Origin of the sequence: Crocosphaera chwakensis CCY0110 (assembly GCF_000169335.1) — a bacterium.
GTDB lineage: Bacteria > Cyanobacteriota > Cyanobacteriia > Cyanobacteriales > Microcystaceae > Crocosphaera > Crocosphaera chwakensis.
Genome location: NZ_AAXW01000139.1, coordinates 1 through 1,942 on the forward strand (window position 1 = coordinate 1; position 1,942 = coordinate 1,942).

3 protein-coding genes are annotated in these 1,942 nt (G+C 36.1%); 1 reads left to right on the forward strand and 2 read right to left on the reverse strand.

What is annotated here, in order from left to right; genetic code table 11:
* Nucleotides 1–541 (forward strand): glycosyltransferase family 2 protein (locus CY0110_RS27605; RefSeq protein WP_008278973.1); only part of this gene is annotated, 541 nt, incomplete at its 5' end.
* A 5-nt stretch (nt 542–546) separates the two neighbouring features.
* Here CY0110_RS27605 and CY0110_RS27610 read toward each other — a convergent pair.
* Entirely contained in the window at nt 547–1,467 is a 921-nt protein-coding gene (locus tag CY0110_RS27610; protein WP_008278974.1) for a bifunctional riboflavin kinase/FAD synthetase, read from the reverse strand.
* Nucleotides 1,468–1,719: 252 nt separating this feature from the next.
* Complete coding sequence (gene pirA, locus CY0110_RS30635; RefSeq protein WP_008278975.1) at nt 1,720–1,875, reverse strand: arginine synthesis PII-interacting regulator PirA; 156 nt, start codon at nt 1,873–1,875, stop codon at nt 1,720–1,722.
* Nucleotides 1,876–1,942: the final 67 nt, after the last annotated feature.

Below are 1,942 nucleotides of genomic sequence, written 5' to 3' on the forward strand. Positions count from 1 at the left end.
TTTTTTAGAAAAATATGCAGAACGAAATAGTATTTTATCCCAGAAATTTTTATTAGAACATCCTTTTTTACCCTACGGACAAACAGCAAACCTAGGAATTAGACAAATTATTTTTACAAAAACTGGTTTATTTCGTCCCTATCTGACCACAGGAGGAGATGCGGATATTTGCTGGAGAATTCAACAAGAAACAGACTATAAATTAACCTTTGTAACCACTGCTATTATTCGTCATCGCCATCGTTCTAACTTTAAAGAACTAAAAAGTCAATGGCTACGTTATGGTCGTTCTAATCTCTATTTACACGAATTATATGGTGTTGACTTAATGCGAGATTTTACCGTGAAAGAAGGGATTTATCGCGTTGGACGTTGGCTCTTAAAAGAAATACCAAGAGACACGATAAAATTAATTCAAGGAAAAGGTAATCCTCTGGATTTAATCAAAATGCCTATTGATTTATTCAATTTTTATGCCAGAAGTCAAGGGCAAAAAAACGCAAAGTTATCCGAAGAAGCGAAACAAATTGATTGGTTATAATCAATTTACGCTAGTATCTGACGAGCTACGATACAATCTTGTTTAATTTGATTTTTGAGAGCATCTAGGGAAGGAAATTTTTGCTCAGAACGTAGAAATTTCTCTAAGTCGACTCTAACAAAAGTACCATATAAGTTTCCTGACCAATCTAACAAATGAACCTCTACCGTAGGAACTTGACCATTAACCGTGGGACGACTACCAATATTAATCACTCCCTTAATCACTTCTTCTGTGGTTAAAAAAGCGCGAACACAGTAAACCCCACGACGAGGTAGTAATTTATTTAACGGAACTTGTAGGTTAGCTGTAGGAAAACCAATCGTTCTACCCACCTGTTGTCCTTTAACCACAATTCCTTCTAATGAATAAGGATAACCTAACATCTCTTTGGCCTGTCGAACGTTTCCAGTGGCTAAATATTGACGAATTCTTGAACTGCTAATGCGTAAAGAATTATCTTCATTGAGACAAGTTTGTAACTTAGTAATATGAACAAAAACTCCAAATTTTTGAGCTAATTCTTGCAACATTTGTGCGTTTCCTGCTCTCCCTTTCCCAAAGCGGAAATCTTGTCCTACGCTAATATATTTAGCATTCAGTTGCTTCACTAAAATATCTTCTACAAATGCTTGGGGACTTAAAGAAGCTAAACTGCGATCAAAAGGTAAACGAACTAATTGTCTAATGTTAAGGGACTCCAGGAGTTTAACTTTTTCCGTCAGGGGAGTCAGTAGCTGTCGTGTTTGGCCACTAAAATATTCTTGAGGATGAGGGGTAAAGGTAACAATGGTGGGAGTGTATTGTTTCTGAAGTTCTAGGATAGGTTTAAGCACTTGTCGATGTCCCAGATGGATACCGTCAAAATTGCCTAAAGCGATCGCTGTTGGGGTGATGACGTTATTAGTTGATGATGTTACCCACACATTCAATTCCTTATCCTTAGAATTTTAGTCATATAGATAACCCATAGGATAAGTGTACCTATGGGTTGGTGCTTCTTATGATACTAATTGATTTTAGGTTAACTCATCAACCAATTCTTTGAATCTGATGAGATTGGACTGATGACATTCTATATTTTAAGGAGTTACGTTCGATTACTAAAAGTTAAAGAGTCTTCATTTCTAACCTATTGGTGAAATGAAAACCCTTAACTAACTTACAATTAACTACATTTAACGGTTGTAGTAATTTCTTTCAGCTTCTAATTGCTGAATTAAATCACTTTGTCCGTTGGAACGAGCAACTTGTAAACGATGCTCTAAGCTTTTTAAGATGTTAGCGCGATGAAGACGTGCCACATCATTAATGTGTTTTTGATTATTAGTCATGACTCACCTCTGTTTATGCTTTGAACGATTCAACAGTGACACCCATTTCTGAAGCAAGACGATGCAA